13 protein-coding genes and 1 pseudogene are annotated in these 16862 nt (G+C 58.0%); 9 read left to right on the top strand and 5 right to left on the bottom strand.

Annotated features, from left to right (window positions below; all coding sequences use genetic code 11):
* Positions 1–492: 492 nt before the first annotated feature.
* The 3 genes from EJ070_RS00885 to EJ070_RS00875 all read right to left on the bottom strand — a co-directional run bounded on the left by EJ070_RS00885 (position 493) and on the right by EJ070_RS00875 (position 2828).
* Positions 493–2025: an IS66 family transposase gene (locus EJ070_RS00885; protein ID WP_126089929.1), complete on the bottom strand. Its 1533-nt coding sequence runs from the start codon at positions 2023–2025 to the stop codon at positions 493–495.
* 69 nt (positions 2026–2094) lie between these two features.
* Positions 2095–2451, bottom strand: a complete 357-nt coding sequence (gene tnpB, locus EJ070_RS00880) for an IS66 family insertion sequence element accessory protein TnpB (RefSeq protein ID WP_027154943.1) — start codon at positions 2449–2451, stop codon at positions 2095–2097.
* A complete protein-coding gene (locus EJ070_RS00875; RefSeq protein ID WP_210211967.1) occupies positions 2448–2828 on the bottom strand; it encodes a transposase in 381 nt (126 codons plus the stop codon). Before EJ070_RS00875 ends, tnpB begins: the two co-directional genes overlap by 4 nt.
* Before the next feature lie 202 nt (positions 2829–3030).
* On the opposite strand from EJ070_RS00875, the pseudogene EJ070_RS00870 reads away from it, so the two are divergent.
* From EJ070_RS00870 to EJ070_RS00840, 7 genes and pseudogenes are all read left to right on the top strand, one after another.
* Positions 3031–4126 (top strand): annotated as a pseudogene (locus tag EJ070_RS00870) (IS256 family transposase); the annotation flags it as partial.
* A gap of 225 nt (positions 4127–4351) precedes the next feature.
* Positions 4352–5071, top strand: coding sequence for a GntR family transcriptional regulator (locus tag EJ070_RS00865; RefSeq protein ID WP_126089927.1), 720 nt, complete (start codon positions 4352–4354; stop codon positions 5069–5071).
* A gap of 1024 nt (positions 5072–6095) precedes the next feature.
* Positions 6096–7382, top strand: a complete 1287-nt coding sequence (locus EJ070_RS00860; RefSeq protein WP_126089926.1) for a DegT/DnrJ/EryC1/StrS family aminotransferase — start codon at positions 6096–6098, stop codon at positions 7380–7382.
* Between the two features lie 18 nt (positions 7383–7400).
* Positions 7401–8156: an aspartate kinase gene (locus EJ070_RS00855; RefSeq protein ID WP_051695332.1), complete on the top strand. Its 756-nt coding sequence runs from the start codon at positions 7401–7403 to the stop codon at positions 8154–8156.
* A complete protein-coding gene (locus EJ070_RS00850) occupies positions 8153–8983 on the top strand; it encodes a nucleoside-diphosphate kinase (protein WP_245464782.1) in 831 nt (276 codons plus the stop codon). Before EJ070_RS00855 ends, EJ070_RS00850 begins: the two co-directional genes overlap by 4 nt.
* Positions 8980–9660 carry a methyltransferase gene (locus EJ070_RS00845; protein ID WP_126089925.1) on the top strand — a complete coding sequence of 227 codons (681 nt, stop codon included), beginning with the start codon at positions 8980–8982 and terminating at the stop codon, positions 9658–9660. The genes EJ070_RS00850 and EJ070_RS00845 overlap by 4 nt, the downstream gene beginning before the upstream one ends.
* Complete coding sequence (locus tag EJ070_RS00840; RefSeq protein WP_126089924.1) at positions 9657–10196, top strand: hypothetical protein; 540 nt, start codon at positions 9657–9659, stop codon at positions 10194–10196. The genes EJ070_RS00845 and EJ070_RS00840 overlap by 4 nt, the downstream gene beginning before the upstream one ends.
* Positions 10197–10773: 577 nt before the next feature.
* Here the strand turns inward: EJ070_RS00840 and EJ070_RS00835 are convergent.
* On the bottom strand, positions 10774–11562 hold the full coding sequence (locus tag EJ070_RS00835) for a MurR/RpiR family transcriptional regulator (RefSeq protein WP_189350281.1): 789 nt from the start codon (positions 11560–11562) through the stop codon (positions 10774–10776).
* Positions 11563–12290: 728 nt separating this feature from the next.
* Here EJ070_RS00835 and EJ070_RS00830 point away from each other — a divergent pair.
* Positions 12291–13157, top strand: coding sequence for a sulfotransferase domain-containing protein (locus tag EJ070_RS00830; protein ID WP_108722861.1), 867 nt, complete (start codon positions 12291–12293; stop codon positions 13155–13157).
* Positions 13158–13898: 741 nt separating this feature from the next.
* Positions 13899–14468 (top strand): DsbA family protein, encoded by a 570-nt coding sequence (locus tag EJ070_RS00825; RefSeq protein WP_245464781.1) that lies wholly within the window; start codon positions 13899–13901, stop codon positions 14466–14468.
* A gap of 1002 nt (positions 14469–15470) precedes the next feature.
* Here EJ070_RS00825 and EJ070_RS00820 read toward each other — a convergent pair.
* Positions 15471–16664 (bottom strand): TlpA disulfide reductase family protein, encoded by a 1194-nt coding sequence (locus EJ070_RS00820; protein ID WP_245464780.1) that lies wholly within the window; start codon positions 16662–16664, stop codon positions 15471–15473.
* Between the last annotated feature and the right edge of the window lie 198 nt (positions 16665–16862).

Raw genomic sequence — 16862 nt, 5'->3', positions numbered from 1 at the left:
ACTCGTAAGTCAAACAAACAGCGGAGAAGCGTCGGTTTTGCGTTTTTGCCGTACTCTTGGCCTCTCTGGGTTTCGCGAGTTCAGGGTGGCGTTACCGGGGAGATTGAGCGCGATAAAGCCCGGCGACTGACACAGCACCTCGCCACTGAACTCGCATGTAAGACCGGAAATTGCGAACCTGAGCGCGGCCTTCCTACATTCGGTTGAGGCCTCAGCTCGCCTTCTCGACTACGCCCAGATCGAGCGCCTGACGGAGCGACTACAGAGTGCTACGCGTGTCGAAGCTCTTGGTATGGGCGTCTCCGCAATCTGCGCAGAGCTACTGTCACAGCCGCCTGATCTGGCTGGGGACCCCGGATTGTGAACATCGCTCGCGGTCTGGCTCATGGGCTGGACGCTTCGGCTTATGCTATCGGCATCTCCTATGAAAGATATGAGCGAGAGGCCGTCGCCTTTCTCAGAACTGGCCGCGACCGAGGGTAAGCGGTGTTCTTAGGCCACAGCCTTGAGCTGGAGCTTGTTGATGTAGACCCAAGGCAGGAGATCGTCGATCTGGCTGTTGGGGTGGCCGTTGACGATCCTGGTGAGGACATCGGCGAGATAGCCGAGCGGTTCGACACCATTGAGCTTGCAGGTTTCGATCAGCGAGGCGATGACTGCCCAGTGTTCGGCGCCGCCGTCAGAGCCTGCGAAGAGCGCGTTCTTGCGGTTGAGCGCGATCGGACGGATCGAGCGTTCGACGGTGTTGCTGTCGATCTCGATGCGGCCGTCGTCAAGGAAGCGCGAGAGGCCTTCCCAGCGCGAGAGCGTGTAGCGGATCGCCTCGGCGAGCTTTGTCTTCTGGCTGATCAGCCCGAGCTTTTCGCGAAGCCATGGTTCGAGTTCGACGACGATCGGGCGGCTCCTGTCCTGGCGCACGACACGGCGCTGCTCGGCCGATCGTCGACGGACGTCGTCTTCGACGCGATAGAGTTCCGCGATCCGTCTCAGCGCCTCGCTGGCGATTGGCGCGGGACCGGCCGCGGCGAGCTCGTAGAAGCGCCGGCGCACATGTGCCCAGCAGAAGGCGAGCGTCACGCCGCTCTTGTCGGCGAGCACGCGATAGCCGCCATAGCCGTCGACCTGCAGGATTCCGGTAAAGCCCACCAGATGAGCGATCGGACGCTCGGCCTTCCGATCCGGCGCATAGACATAGGCGACGCCCGGCGGGTCGCTCCCCTCCCAAGGTCGGTCATCGCGGGCATAGGCCCAGAGTTGACCTGTCTTGGTCTTGCCGCGGCCGGGATCGAGCACTGGCGCGGTCGTCTCGTCGGCGAAGAGTTTTGGCGAGGACTTCAGCTTGCCAAGCAGCCGCTCATGCACCGGACGCAGATGCCAGGCGGCGCGGCCGACCCAGTCGGCGAGCGTGGACCGGTCGAGATTGATGCCCTGCCGGGCATAGATCTGCGCCTGACGATAGAGCGGCAGGTGGTCAGCATATTTTGAGACCAGCACCTGGGCGACCGTCGCCTCGGTCGGCAGGCCGCCCTCGATCAGCCGGGCGGGCGCCGGAGCCTGAACCACTACATCCTCACAGGCGCGGCAGGCATATTTGGGCCGGCGCACGACGATCACGCGCAGCTGCGCCGGAACGATGTCGAGCCGCTCGCTCATGTCCTCGCCGATCCGATGCAAGCCATTGCGGCAGCACGGGCAGGCATGATCCTCGATGTCGACGACCATCTCCACGCGCGGCAGATGGGGTGGCAGCCCGCCGCGGTTCGCCCTGCGCTTGGCGACAGGCGCCTGACGTTCGCCAAGAGCGGTCTGTGCCTGCTCTTCGTCACCGGCGGCCTCGATCTGTTCGGCCTCTTCGAGCCCCAGCAGCAATTGATCCTCGGGGAGCGTCTCGGCACGCCGGCCGAAGCGATGACGCTGCAATTCCTTGATGATCTGAATCAGACGGGCATTCTCGACGTCGCGCGCCAGGACCATCGCCTTCAGCGCATCCGGATCGTCGGGAAGCTGGTCAGCCGTCATCGCCATGAGCGGATCAGACCATATTCGCCGACAGTCCGCGACAGCGGAATCCAGGCTGATTCACTTCGTCGCGGGTCAGCCCGCCTGGGCTGGAACGCGAGTCCGGCGCGCCTCGTGGACACGCCGCCAGTCGAGACCTTCGAGCAGCGCCGACAGTTGCGCGGCCGTCAGCCGCATCATGCCGTCATGCACTTTCGGCCAGCGGAACTCCCCATCCTCCAAACGCTTGGCATAGAGGCAAACCCCGGTGCCATCCCAGAAGATCAGCTTGATCCGGTCAGTCCGCTTGGCCCGAAAGACATAGACCGCCCCATTGAACGGGTCAGCGCCCATGGTCTCGCGCACAAGTGCGGCCAATCCCTCCGCACCCTTGCGGAAGTCCACCGGCTTCGTCGCCACCATGACCTTGACCGCACCCGTCGGCCCGATCACGACGTCGCCTTCAGCGCGCGGATCACTGCCGCCACCGTCTTGGTATCGGCGCCCCGGCCAACGCGCATCGAGATGCCGTCGATCTCAAGCTCGATCATGCCGGCACCTCGGGTGGCTTGCCGTTTCCGCTGCTTCGGTGAACGGCTGGCTACAGGTTCCGCCGCCGCCAAAACCGCCGGCACAAAGGCAGGAGAATCTTGCTGCACCGAAGTGGCCGGTTTGCGCGCTTCGCGGCGCCAGGCGAAGACCTGCTGCGGCCTAAGGCCATACCGACGGGCTACCTCGGAAATGACTGCGTTCGGCTCCAGCGTCTCCGCGATGATCCGCGCCTTGTCATCCACCGACCAGTGACGCCGACCGCCGGCACCGTTGATCACCTCGAAACGCCGAAGCTGCCGCTCCGGGTCAAGCGTAAGGTCAAGTCCAGACACAAGCCGATCTCCGATCCCAATACAGGATCGGCAACCTCACAGATCGCGACCACTCCCGAAAGGTGGTCCGGAAACACCGCTTACGACCGAGGAGCGCATACGCTTGCAATAACGACGCGTGACAAATCGCCAGTCTCTGGGGTGGCGCATGCTCGAGGCCGAGATGGACAGAGGCTCTGGGTGCTTCGAAAGGCGAGCGCACACCGGAGCGGCTCGGCTATCGCTCGGGTTATTATGGCCGCACTCTTGTCACCCGTGTCGGCAAGCTTGAGCTGCGAGTTCCGCAGGACCGGGCCGGCCGCTTCTCCACCGAGCTTTTCGAGCGTTACCAGCGTTCGGAGCGGGCCTTGGTGGCCACGCTTGCGGAGATGTATGTGCAGGGCGTGTCGACCCGCAAGGTCAAGGCGATAACGGAAGAGCTGTGCGGCCATGCCTTCTCGGCCTCGTCCATCTCGGCCATCAACAAACGCCTGGACGAGAGCCTGAAAGCGTTTGCCGAGCGCCCGCTTCAAGAGCCTTTTGCCTACCTCATCCTCGATGCTCGCTACGAGAAGGTGCGCGAGGCCGGCATCGTCATGAGCCAGGCGGTGCTGATCGCTGTCGGCATAGACTGGGACGGCCGGCGTCAGATCCTGGCCGTGGAGATGGCCAATCGTGAGAGCCGCTCGGCCTGGAGGGACTTTCTCGTTGGCTTGAAGGCGCGCGGCCTCAAGGGCGTCGAGCTGGTCGTGTCAGACGATCATGCCGGCCTGGTCGCGGCGATCGGCGAGGTGATCCCGGAAGCGGCATGGCAGCGCTGCTACGTGCACTTCCTCAGGAACGCGCTCGATCACCTGCCGAGAAAGCATGGCGACGATTGCCTGCAGGAACTGCGCTGGCTCTACGACCGGCGCGATCTCGCCGAGGCCAAGGCCGATCTCGCCGCATGGCTTTCCAAATGGTCGGCCCGCTACCCACGACTGACGACATGGGTGGAGGAGACCATCGAGTACACGCTGACCTTCTTTCGTCTGCCACGCCAGCACCACAAGCATCTCAAGAGCACCAACATGCTTGAACGGCTCAACGAGGAAATCCGGCGCCGCACCTATATCGTGCGCATCTTTCCAAACTCACAGAGCTGCCTACGCCTCGTCAGGGCGCTGGCCGTCGAAACCAACGAAAACTGGATGGAGGCCAACCGCTACATCAACATGGACGACCTGCGCGAGCACAAGAAGCTCACTCTGCGCCAAGCCGCATGACCAGCACCATGGCCGCCCCTTTTTGCAGAACTTGACGCACACAACCGGCTTCCGCATCCGAGCGCCGCGGCTGGCCATGGTCACACCTCATACGCATGGTGTATGCAGCTGAGGCGGCGCGCGGTGCATGCGTCATGTCCGGATGTCGAGAAATAGCACGCCGCAGAAACTCAAATTCTGCTAATCGAACGTTCAAAGGACGTCGAAAAAAGGGGAAGCGTAGAGATGTGGTTCTGCAAAAATGCGGCCCAATGTCGTCGGACAGAAATGCCCAGTTTGGCTATTGAAGCCAAGAAGAACGCAAAAGCCGATGCAGCCTACGACGCGGTACTTCAATTGCTCTACAGCAAATCCCACATGCCGGGGCAGCATCTCAGCGATAAAGAGCTAGCGTCCGTCCTCAACATCGGCCGGACTCCTATACGCGAAGCACTTATCCGACTTGCAGCGGAAGGGAAGATCGTGTCCTTTCCTCAAAGGGGTTACTTTACGAGACCTCTGGTCGAGTGGGTTCTATTGGACTCGTATGTGGTGGCGCGCGAAACACTTACCTTCGCCCTAACTCGTACACGGACTCACCCTCTCGACCGAACCGCCCCCTCTGGTGAGTTATCTCCAACGGAGCTCGCTCTTCGAGCGGAAGAAATATTCACTGACATAGCTCTGGGGGCATGTAATTGCGAAATCTGCCATATCATCGACAAGTTCTGTTTCTGCTCTCATGCCCTTCGCATGGAAATAACCGCGTCTGAGCTTTCCCCGGCTTTTCGAACCAGTCTTGCAAGGCTAACTGACGCAATGCCTCAGCTCGGCAAGACTACGAGCGCAGTGGCATCCGCATTGACTAACCACCTTGATGTAGAACAGCGCGCAGTGTCGCGCGCTTTGCAAAACATGAGCAGGAGACAGCTGGCAAACTTCACGTTTACAAAGAAGTATTGGTGAGCGATTTTCGCCGACATCAGCCGAGTAGCTGAGCCATTCGGCTTGGGCCGTCGCAGGAGGGCTGCGGGTCCCGTGCGATATGATGCTGGAGGCGGTCAAGACACGCTTCGGATCGACGAGGGTGCCTCATCCGATCGAGACCTGTCGGAAAATGGCACCCCTACACCGGCAAGGAACACGCGCCTTCGCCTCTGCGCTGACCGCGTTACTTGCTCCACGCCCGTGAAGCGCCCCACTCCAGCGACGTTTCGGAAGCCTGGGTCAAAACCTTCAAGCGTGATTGCCTTCGCATCACTCCTTGCATGATCACCCATGGTTCTCCGCCAGATCGCCCGGTGGGATGACTACAACGAGATACATCCTCACTGAGCGCTCAGAATACGATCCCGGGAGGTCATTCTGACACAAACCCACTAGCCGGAGTGTTCGCGAAAGGGGCTACTAACATTGGACGCCGGCCCTCGGTCCGGCGAGTGCTTCAACCAATTACGGAAGCTCGGGGTGCTTCCAGCTCGCCAAGGTTGGCTGATTATCTGGCCCGCGGCTTTGGCGGGATGATATTCCTGCGCATCCGCGCTGCGCTTTTTATCTTTTAAATGGTGCCGGTACTAGAGGCTGAAAAAGCAACCTCGCGTTGTCACTTCCGATACTAAAATATCTCAGATAGGAGGCTAAAGGTCGGCGGAGAATAAATAGTATATCCATAAATATATTTCAGAGGACCACTTCCCCTTCTTGTCAAGGGCTATTAGGTGTTGATTTACGAAGGAGGGACTGCATCGTTCAGCGAGTTCATTTCCGACGAGGTTGACGCCTCATAAGCCGGTTGCGAGCTTGAAAGCTCTTTCCTGAACTCAACGTAGCGAGGGCGCTACGGCGCCCAGCCTGTTCTCAGGAGCGACTCTGCTCTTGTGGGTTAGCCGAGCCTCGTTGCAAGACGCAAAAGTATGCGAGAGACGGGTCGGTTCGGCTCGTGACTTCGCGAGTGGCCGATGGCCGATGTAACACAACCAGGCTAGATCATATGACCAAGGATGTAAGCTTAGCCACGGCAGCAAGCACACGATGCGTCCACCAGAAGGACACTTCTCTTGCGCTCTTTGGAGGAGATCCCACGGTGCCGGCTGGGCGAGTTGTTCTTTGGCCAGCTGCGAAACGTAAACATTTGAAGGCGCTCGCAAATGTTGTCGAAAGCGGCAAATATCATCGCGTCAATCACCCTATGGTGATTGAGCTCGAAAAGCGGCTAGCGGATTGGTCGGGTAACTGGTCTGTGCGCGCCGTTGGAAGCGGCACAGCCGCTATTCACGTGGCTCTCGACTACTACCGGAACCGAGGTCGCCGAGTCGTTACGTCGGCTTTGAACTGGCCGGGAGCCGTAGGCCCAATCGCGATCAGTGGACTCGAACCGGTCTTTGTCGATGTTGAGCCAGACCTTGCCGGAGTTGATGAGAAGATGGCGGCCTCCCTCATCAAGCCAGGTGACGCGGCGACGCTCATAACTCATCTGTTCGGAAATAACCTCTTGGTTCCCAGCTTGAGATTGGCGGCGCGAGCGCGAGGCGTGGCGATTATCGATGATGTTTGCCAATCAATTGGCGCTGCGAAAGATATTGTCAATGGAGCTTACTTGGAGAGCGATGCACTCTCTCTCTCCGGCAACGGAGCTAAACACCTCGGGGCAGGTGAGCTTGGATTTGTCCTGACGAGGGACCCTGCTCTGATCCACCATGTAGATAATGTTTCGCTGACAAGCTCGTCGCGATGTGGAGCTAGGATATTCTCCCCGAACTCCAAAGGCTACAATTACCGACCCAATGTATTCTCTGCTGCCATTGCTAATCACAGGCTCAAGCAGCTTGACCGGCAGCTTAAAAAAAGGCGAAGGAATGCTAGGTTCCTTTGGCAGGAGATTGGCCACCTCTCAGGGCTTCTGCCTCTTTTCGATCCAGCAGATCATCAACAATCGATGCTGAATCTCCCGTTGCGTCTTGAGCCGGAAAAGCTCGGTTTTCTACCTGGCCCTACGGCCAGGGATTTCATCATTAAGCTTCTTCAAGCCGAGGGAGTTCCCGTTGCGGTCTGGCTGACGAAGCCCGTCTTTGAATATCTGCCGGATATCTGCGGCCAATGGTCAAGGACCGATTTTCCAAACGCCATGAAGATATTGAACACCATGTTTTACGTGTCGGAGATCGCTCCACCAAACGACGTTGAAGTGATGAAATTGTACGCGGCCGCGTTTCAAAAGGTCTGGGCAGCGCTTCCAAACCTAGCTTCAAAAATTCCTGAGATCGTATCTGTTGCCTGAGGGCGGGATGGCAAGCCGATGGACTGCTCAATAAAAGGTTTTCCACCATATGGCTTTTCGATTGTTCTCAAATTCGGCGGGAGCATCATGCGTGATCTTGCCGTGTGTAAGCTCGCACTGGCTGAACTTGAGCGTCTCGCCGATAAGGGCCATCGAATCCTACTTGTTCCAGGCGGCGGCATCCCGGACAAAGCAATTGAGGCGATTGATGCAGCCGAGCGATTAGATCCGTGTACCGCGCATCATGCGTGTGCTCTAGCACAGGACCAAACGGGGTATTTGCTTGCGGATGCCGCCTTCTCTTCCAAACTAGTTCCATCGGCCAGCCTAGGCGAATGCCGAACTCTCGCGAGACTTGGGAAGATTCCAGTGCTGCTGCCTTCCCGTTTGCTGTTTGCGGCTGACCCAGTGGAATGGAGTTGGGACGTCACATCCGACGCCGTTGCCGCGTGGATCGCTTGGTTAACTGGGGCACCACAGCTGGTGATTTTGACAGATGTCGATGGCGTGCATCGCGGTGGAGCAACCGACGATCCCGCTGCACTTATAGAGCAGATCGCTGCTCAAGATCTTGTCCTTCTCGGCCACACCTCGATTGACGCCTGCGCGGTCGAATTCATGGCGAAGAAAAGCCTTCCCGGCGTTGTGATTAATGCCCGTCATCCCGCTCGTCTCGCCGATTGGCTGGAAGGGAGACGCGTTAGAGCGACTAGGATCACCGTCGCGAGCAGGAAGGCCCATATCACAAGCGACCCTTTGGGGGGGGCGGCATGATGTCATCCACGGCGCTGATAGTGTATGGCCCGGAAGTCGCGCGCTCTGGCCTAACCTCGCTGCTCGACGAATTTATTCGCCGGCGAACCGGTTTGGAACTCTCGGAACGGTTCTTTTCGATTCATAGTCGCAAATCCATTGATGCGTTTTATACCCTTACCTGTTCCACCGGCGGGAAGCATTGGCCATTGGTGCTGGACTTATTCGACATGCGTCCGGTTTGCGCCACGATCTGGAGCGGACCTAATGCGCTGCACTTGTCGCAAAAACTGAAGGGTAACACACAGCCGGCCCAGGCTTTATGCGGCACCGTACGTAGTCTCTTTTTCTGCGATAATCCCGTGACGAACCTCCTTCATGTGAGCGATAGTCATCAAGTAATGGATGCTGAGCTGAGAATACTTAGGTGCCGGTCGTTGGGCGACGAAGCGACTGCTTGGATTTCTCTCGATTCCGGCTACATTGCCCATTCATCTTTCCAAATGTTGCTAAACGTTCTCGGCGACAGGGGAGCTGCGCCGATGCCGGACAATCGGAGTGATGGTAGCGCCTTTGCCCACGCAAGATTCTGTTACGACAGAGCACTCCTAACCGCAGCAAAGTCGGGCCTAACGACAGCCGTCCAGCGGTATTTCCAGGGGGATCGAGCCGGTCTAGAAGGCCTCTTCCGGTATGCACCCCTCCGCTCATCTTGGGACCGCCTCATTCTTGAGGCCGGTCTGTTTTCAATGCCTCTTTGGAATTGCTTACTGAAGCGAACCGTTGATGCCGTCGAGCCGGGAAAACAACCAGGCATGGCACCGCGCCGGAAGGCCGGAGAACAATGAGCGAACTTGATCGTATCAGGACAACGCTTCGGACAAGTCAACAAGCCACTTTCCCGCGTCAGATGCAGGCATTCGGACTGGATCTGGTCGTACAGGAAGGGGTTTTTCCTCCAGAGCACTTCCAGAGTTGGCGTTGGATTAGCGAGAATTTTCCCCCATTCGACGGAAAGACCGTCTTAGAAATCGGCTGCGGTTTCGGTCTTCCCGGCCTTCTGTTGGCAAAGACTGGCGCGCTGTCGTTGCTGACTTGCGACATCAATCCGAGGGCCGTCAAGAACACGTTGGAGAATGCTGCAAGAAACGGCATTAGGAACGTCGAAGTCATCGCAAGCGATATATTTACCAATGTTCCACCTGGCAGAAGGTTCGACATCATATTTTGGAACTACCCGTCGAGCTACGCTCCAGAAGATTACGAGTTTGTCCACGACCTCGAAGGTGGTGCGATCGATCCAGGGTACAACTTGCTCGAGAGATTTCTTTCAGATGGCCCAAGATTCCTTACGGAAACAGGTCGTATCGTTCTTGGGTTCGGCACTAATGCCCGTGACGACCTTCTTGAAAAGATTGCGGGTTCAAATGATCTCACATCTGTGCTTCTGCGAGCCGGGACCTATCCCGACGTCAACGTAACTTACAGGCTGTTCTCAATATCAAAGAAGGCCACAAGCGCATGATGCCCGAGCTGATGCGCATTGCGTTAGTCGCCATTTCGCGCAATCGGAGCAAAGATAGCTGGGTAGCGGGCAGTAGCGTCCTTTCTCAGTTCATCCAGCGTGCGCCGAACGACATTGACATTCATCATGTCAATTTGGCCGCATTCACTCAGGCTGTGGATAAGGATACCAGGGCTCTGGCGGATGCGGGGTTCTCCATTGCCACATCGCGACCTGCCGACGCGGAGCTGGAGATCGTATTCTTGAGATCGAACGGGACCCTGGCGATAAATTGGGTTCTCGAACAGGAACGACCGACGGCGTTAATCAACGATCCGCTTTTTGGGACAAGGGCGAGTTTCGCGGACGTCATCGCGCGAAAGGTCGAGATGCACCTGGAGAACCACCATTCGAAGCACAGGGATGATCTCCTTGCACTCCTGGAGCATTCCGCCTCAATCTCGGCCGAAATGAGTCTGGACCAATTGGTTGGTAGCATCTCCGCGCTAGACCTCGCGAAATACGTCAATACCAACCTTCGTGGCAGCACCCGATAGATGTCAGCCCCCAATCTCCCAGGAATTCCCGAACACCGTGGCAAACGTAGAAGTGGACATGGAAGAAGCTCGACCTGGTCCACCGATCTGCCGACCGGCAAAAGGAGCCGCTGACTTGCTGTCGGTGAAGAAGGAAGCCAGGATCTTGCCTGCCTTCCTGCGTCCCACGCTGCTGCGGCCGACCCATGCCCTCTCGAGGCCCTCCAGCGCCACTCAGTCGGCGAGCGCGCCGTCGAACCTTGCGCATGGACCGCCTAGGGCACGGAGTCGACCTGGTGCTGCAGCCTTGCCAACGACGAGGAACCTGCCTTGTCCTCCGGTTTGATCCCGGTGTAGTAGTTCGTCAGCTTCTCAATTGTTGAAGCTTCCCCTATGATCACCAAACACCCCCGCGCCGTGGCAAGAGGGTTGCTCGGTGAGTTCGTCGTTTCCATGTAACAAGCACGCAGTACGCACAGTCGAAAGTGCGGTTCAAGTTTATCGCTTCAATGGCTCGTGCACGCGAGCACGCGCGACGAAGACCGAGGTGGGATCCGGAAATAACCTCGGAACTGCCCGAATTGGCCTTGGTGGGGATTCAGACTTCCGCCATCTGCAGACACTGGCAAAGATATTCGCTCAGCAACACCAGAGGCGGCACGTGCATCGCCGACCCGGCCTGTGGCCAAGCCTCAGCCGAGGTAAACAAGACCACCTCGTCCGCAGTCCGGGCGATCGGGCAGTCAACGCGGGTCGTAATGGCAATCGTGTATGCTCCGGTTTCGCGCGCAATGGCCAGAAAATCCTTGGTTTCCACAGTGTGGCCACGCGACGAAATGCCAATGGCGAGGCTCAACGAGCCAAGCCCTCGCGCGAGAGCGTGAGACACGGTGGCGGACCCCGAGCAATGTGCGGGGAAACCTAGGCAGATCAGTCGCATGGCCAGAATATCAGCGCAGACGGATGACGGCCCCGTGCCGAACAGTTCGACGCGTCGGGCCGCTCGGATGCGGTTGGCAAGCCCACTAATTTGAAGGTCGTCAAAACCACGAGCGGACGCGGAAATTGAGTTTTGTAAAGCAGAACTGAGGATGGCGATCCGAGGAGCTGTGTCTACAGCTTCTGATGGCGCGCGTTCAGCCAGTTCGCCGCTCAACTTCCGCCGCTCAATTTCGCCGCTGAGCGCAATCTTAAACTCGCGAAATCCCGAGAGTCCCAAGGTTCGGCAAAATCTTACAATTGAAGCAGAACCGGTAGCGGTGTTGCGCGCAAGGTCGGCAATGGACAGCGCCAGAACAGCCTCGGGGTCTTGTGCAACATACAGAGCTATACGTGCGAGCGCATTCGGAGCCGTGTTAATTGCATCATAGATGATGTCTAGCAGCAATTTCTGTGTATGTCGGGGCTTCCGCATGTGTCTTAGTGTTCGTTCCAAGCTGGCAGTCGACCCGCGAAGGCCTAGCAAAGCCCTGCATATTCGAGTCTCGCTGACGGTTCACTGACGCAGATCATAGACAAGGTTGATATCGGATTCCGGCTGCCGCTCCGTTCGCGCCCATGTCTCGGCAGTCGGGGCAATGGACGCGAGGGCATGCGCTCGGCCGCTCGCGAGGCGGTCTTGCGAGTGGCCTCGTTTAACGACGTCTCCTGGCCCGATGCTGTCAATGGAGCTTACTTTACTGGCTGCGCATGCGCCGCGCAAACCGTGGTGTCCTCGTCGTCAGGGCAGTGGGGACGACTGCACGGCAACGCAAGCGGTGCCGTCTGGGAAAATATATTCATTAGTATATTGGCGACATAACCAATCTTACTTGCGTTATTCTATGATTAGGTTCATCGTCCGATCGAAAACGGGGGTATGACAAGGTGACTACATCTCTAGGGAACGCCGACGTGGCGTTTGGTAAATAGCTCATCTCAGCAAGTTGGCCACGAGCTCGCCGATGCCACCCGTACTAGCGGTTCGTCTCGCGGCTAGCGCATGCGACGGGCTTTACTTCTCTGGTACGGCAACAGAGGGCGCGACTGCTTGGGGTCAAGCTGGTCAGGAACTTGTCCTGTCGCGCATTGGCTCCGGCTGTTTAAAAAAGCCGCTGCAACAGTGAGGAAACCACAATGTTTCACCCGCTTCCAGAAGAGCTGCGCGATATCGCGGGTCAACCCTTTCCACTTTATCCCTGCTCGAATGAATCTTGGTCAATCAAGCCGACGGCCGGCCGCTCAAGCTCGCGGGTTATGATATGTTCCATTCCGAAGGCGGGCACCCACCTATATGCCCGTCTGCTTGGACTGCTCGGGCTTGTACAGTCCGATGTGTTCTTTAATAAAGACTATCTTGGAGACTTCCGCTTTGTGGATGTCGAGCGAGCTCGCTTCACTCATTCCGAAAATATTCTATGGATACCGATCGAGATATCCTCGCGCTTTATTCAGCCCGGTCAGTTTGGCTATGGGCATCTACCGTGCGACATCGGCACTCGCCATTGTTTAGCGGATTTCAAGATCGTCTTTCTTTCGCGCGAAATGCGTGCGGCAATTGTGTCGCAGATGCGATATGTAGGTGACAGCGATTGGTGCCCGCCTGAGAGGGCTGAGATTACGTGGCGCAATGAGCCGGACGGACCTGACAAAATGCTGAAGTACTTCGATGAGATCGCGCCTTTCATTTTCAATGATCGCTGCCATCCAGTGGCACCGTGGGCGGATCAGGAGAATGTTCTTGGATTGAGCTATGAGCAGATCATAGGCGACCAAGGACGCGAAGTTCAGCTCGAGACCATTCGCAGAATTGTAGAGTTTTGCGAGATCGAGCGGCCGCCGCAGCCTGAGCTGATCTTAAACCAGCTAATCGGACAGCAGACCTTCACCCTGTCCAGCGGGCGAACTTCGTGGGAGGCTTGCTGGAATGCCGAGATCGAGGCGCGGTTTACCGCGCTGGGAGGGACGAGACTCAACGAGCGATTCGGATTTGGTTCGAGATAGATTTCAGGCTGTCGCAGAGCCGGGCGATGGCAGGTACGCTCGGAGCCGCTCGCCGGACGTTTTGCGAGCGATATTCTGGAAAGGCGCGCTGACCACTGCCCACCTGCCGCCCGCGCAATCACTTCCTGAAGTGCCGACATCGCGATTGGCGCGGGGCTTGCAAGGACCCTTGGTGCAACGTTCGACCGGAGCGCAGCGACGGGAGATGCCCGGGAGGGAGGATCCTGCCTCGATCCGGTTAGGAGACAAGAATTATTGAATATAGTCCCGCACACCGCAGCGCGAGTCCCGCGCCCCCTAAGCCCTCTTATCCCAGCTTTACGTGCAGGTGTTTGCTGCAGTCACGCTCAGCCATCGCACTCGGCCGCCTGAAGCCGCTCGGCGAACGGCGACCGCGGCTGGGCAGTTCGCACGCACACAGCGCCGCTCACGGATGGGTCGACTGTTGGGCGCAGCCATCCCACCGCATCTCTTCGAATAGCACGAGCCCCTTGACCTCCCGTCATCCGCGAACAGCGGGTGAGGCATTAAAGCGGTGCATACTTTGACGTCAAAAGGCCGCCCGTTGCCGCCCTGCCGTTCACTGTTAATTGGAGCCTAACCATGCCTTACGCCAAAAGCCGGCCTTATCGCTCTTTCAGCCCTAGCCCTGCCTTTTTTCGGGCTGGCGACGCGATATGGTCCAGTTGCCAAAGACTACGTGCGCCAGCATGAAAACCATAGCCGGCTCGTCGCGTTTTGGTGGAAGCTCATTCCAGAGCGGCGCGACCACTCTTAAACGACGCTGCTGCGCCAACTGCTGGCAACCCGAATGGCGACGTCCCTCTCGTCTTATTTTTGGACTACAACTGCCCGCGGTGCCGGGCGGAAGACCGTACAATCCAGCAAGCCCTCAAGCATGATCCCATGCTGAAGGTTGTCTACAAACATTGTCCGGGCAAGAGACCGGATTCCAAATTTGCCGCACTGGCGGCGCTCGCCTCCAGCAAACAGGGAAAATATGAGGCGTTCCATCACGCCCTTATGGCTGCTCGCGGCCAGCTCAGCGAATTCGACATCTTGACTATCGCACTACACGTTGGCCTCGACGTTGAGCAGCTCAAGCGGGACATGGAAGACCGCGCCATCGAAAGCGTCCTCGAGCGCAATTGCGCGCTCGCCAGGGAGCTGTACATCAACGTCACGCCGGAGTTGGTTCTCGGCGACGAAGTGATTTCAGGTGTGCTCAAGATTCACACGCTGGAACGCTTCATCGCCAAAGAGCGGGAACAAGCTAAGCGTCGTGCCGGATCACCAACTTCGGCATTTTGAAAGTGGTGGCCGGTCCAATCCCGTTCTCTGGCCACGAGTGCCGCCTCTCGCGCTGGGCCAAATTTCTTATATGGCCCGCAATGCGGTGCCAGCGTGCAAAGTCCTGCATTCAGCTCGCTTTCCTCAACTTGGCCGAACGCGATCGCACAGCTCGGGATCTATTCAGCCGGTGGTGTTTCCGTTCCGCCATCGGGGTCTTTCACCGAAGCCTCGCCAGAAGATAGGCGGGAGGCGCGCCGACGCCTGCTTCAGATCGCGGCCGGCGCGACGATGATCGTCATGGGCTCTCGCCCCCCTGGGGTGATCGTACAAGTCCCGATTGTCAGAAGAATCTGTTGACGTGGACGCCTAGGCGCCAAGCTCGCGCCGCCTGTCGACATTGTGGTCCTTGGCGTGTTGGATAAAGCCGCAAAGCGGTCGCAAGACGAAAATGACGGTGGCCGCATCCCATGCACCTGCATCATGCCATTCAAGGCCGAGGCTCTGGTCGAGGTCACCTCATTGAGGATGACGGCGGCCTGAATTGCCTGGATCAAGCAGCCAACCGTGGTGCGCGACACCTCATTTATGAATTGAGGGTGGCGCCGGTGTTCCGGCATTGAAGTCCTGATATCAATTGTGCGACAGGCTGCCTCATCGAACCGCTGGCGGAGGCAAGCGTGGGCTGCAGCACCAGATCACAGGCATGCCGCCAGCGAGGCCATCCCATGTGCTTAATGGCCATCCCGCCAAGATCGAATTCGCTACCGGCATGAAACCTCGGTGTGGTGGAGGTGTTGAGAGGCACCTGCGCCAGGCTGGCGAACGGTTAGAAGCGAGCAAAACCCGTAGCTCAGCTCATAGCCCGCCTAAACAAAGGCGGGCATCTTAGAAGGCCGCAGTCCTTCGGACTTAGGTCCAAAAGAGCGGCCCAGGTGATTTCGCAAGCCGGGCGGGGGTTTGCGCCGTTCGCATCAAGAGCTGTCCGCCCGGCCAATTCTGTCCCTTACATAAACCTGACAATCAGCCGCAAACGGTATACCAGCTGTCGAATCGGCCATTGTTTGGAACCGCACACAGAGCGCCGTAACAAACCTTCTCACCCTTGAAGTAGGCCAGGAACTGCAGTAAATGCGATATTTCGCGCTGTTCATCTTCGTCCCGGATAAGCTCCGGACCGCCCTGCGACTTCAGTGCCAGCTCGATCAACTCGATCGCCCGATCTTTGTTGCCGCTCTCGTGATAGTACAGGGCTGCCAAACGATAAGGCAGGAGCTTACGTTTGTCGCTTTCCGGGGGATTCAGTGCCAGGATGTGTTCGGACAGCTGTTTTCCCATCGCCAAGCGCTCAGCAGACGGAAAGTGCGAATGGTCAAGGTTCGGAAAGAAGAGCTCGTCTAACGCCGCAACCATCCAATTCTCGGAGTTTCTGTTGATCGCGTCGCGAACGAATTGGCGCATGACGGGCAAGCCGACCTGCATGTCCTTCATTTTGTGAAGCAACAGATTCACATGAGAACGGCGGAAACCGAGGTTGTCCGGCATCAAGGCGATGCCTTCTTCGATCGCCGAGAGCGCCGTCTTCCAATCCTTTTTCTCCACCGCCGCCCGATATCTGTCCTTGATCGGCTTCTTCAGCGCTTGTTCGCGCGCTATGGGTTCGCCTTCCGCGATCCGCTCCGCATCGGCGGATTTTGCCTGATCGCTGGTGCGCCAGCTGCCGTTAAGCACCTTCGGCAAGACCTCATCGAGTTCCGTCGGTTCACCAATAAAGGCGATGCAGCCGTCTCGGTCGACCACGAAACTGGTGGGAATCCAGAAAGAAAAGCTGGGCTCCATCCAAAGCTTGTCCATTTCGCCTGTGGAGTCGAATGCGATCCGATAGTTCAGATTCGGGAACTTTTCCGTCAACCAAGCGTCCAACGTGCTTCGGGCCTCATCGGCCGTTGGAGCGCGTTCACTAGCCGCGACTCCTACGATCTCAACGCCGCTTTCCCTGTATTTCTCCTGCAGCTGCATCAGATGGGGCATCCCGTCCACACACGAACCGCACCAAGTTGCCCAAAATTCGACGATGTACACTTTGCCGGGCTCGAAGCTGGTGAGGGGCTCGCCACGCAGCCAGGTTTCCGCTTGAATCGAAGGAGCCGGGGACTCGATCTGCAACACCACGTTGTTCTCCAAAGCCGTTGTCAAAGGTTGTGAGATTTTCTGCACGAGCTTATTTCCCTCTCAGAGACGGCACACGGTTCAGGGGAGAGAACATCCTCGTCTGCTCCATTGCATACCGTCCTGCTGCAAGCGTTGCAAGGTCCATGCCAGCGGGCTCAGCGCGCAAGTGCATGAATATGCTTTGAAAAACCTCCGCAGTGCCCGGATGGCGGTTGGATTGAACCTGACAAGTTTCTGCCTTTG

The organism is Mesorhizobium sp. M1E.F.Ca.ET.045.02.1.1 (assembly GCF_003952485.1).
Taxonomy (GTDB): domain Bacteria; phylum Pseudomonadota; class Alphaproteobacteria; order Rhizobiales; family Rhizobiaceae; genus Mesorhizobium.
The sequence above is the reverse complement of the archived record's forward strand: the minus strand, read 5'-3'. Positions and strand labels throughout refer to the sequence as shown.